This is a genomic window from Acinetobacter sp. NIOH-H-8 (assembly GCF_046635365.1).
Taxonomy (GTDB): domain Bacteria; phylum Pseudomonadota; class Gammaproteobacteria; order Pseudomonadales; family Moraxellaceae; genus Acinetobacter.
Genome location: NZ_JBHDVN010000380.1, coordinates 1 through 382 on the forward strand (window position 1 = coordinate 1; position 382 = coordinate 382).

Here is a 382-nt window from a genome sequence, read left to right on the forward strand (position 1 = left end):
CGGTTAATCAGCACCATACCGGGGATCTGATCCATAAAGTCGCTCAGCTCGCGATCGGTTAAGGCTTTTGAGTGAACAATCAATGCGTTACAACGCTGACGGATCAAGACTTCAATCGCATGGCGCTCTTTTTCCGCCTCATGATAACTGTTGCCAATGAGAACATATTTCTGGTGCTGCTGCGCGACCAGATCTACGGCTTTCACCAGAGCGCCGAAAAAGGCATCGGAAACATCCATGACTACGACGCCGATGGTATCGCTCACCTGAGTGGCCAGCGCTTGCGCATTCGCATTTGGCCGATATCCCAGCAGGGTGACGGCCTGCATAACGGCGTCACGGGTGTCGGGACTGACCAACGCGCTGTTATTCAGTACGCGGG

1 protein-coding gene is annotated in these 382 nt (G+C 53.9%); it reads right to left on the reverse strand.

Annotated features, from left to right (window positions below; translation table 11 throughout):
* On the reverse strand, window positions 1-329 hold a 329-nt coding region (locus tag ACEWB7_RS18750), incomplete at its 3' end, for a hypothetical protein (RefSeq protein ID WP_411581196.1).
* Window positions 330-382 lie beyond the last annotated feature (53 nt).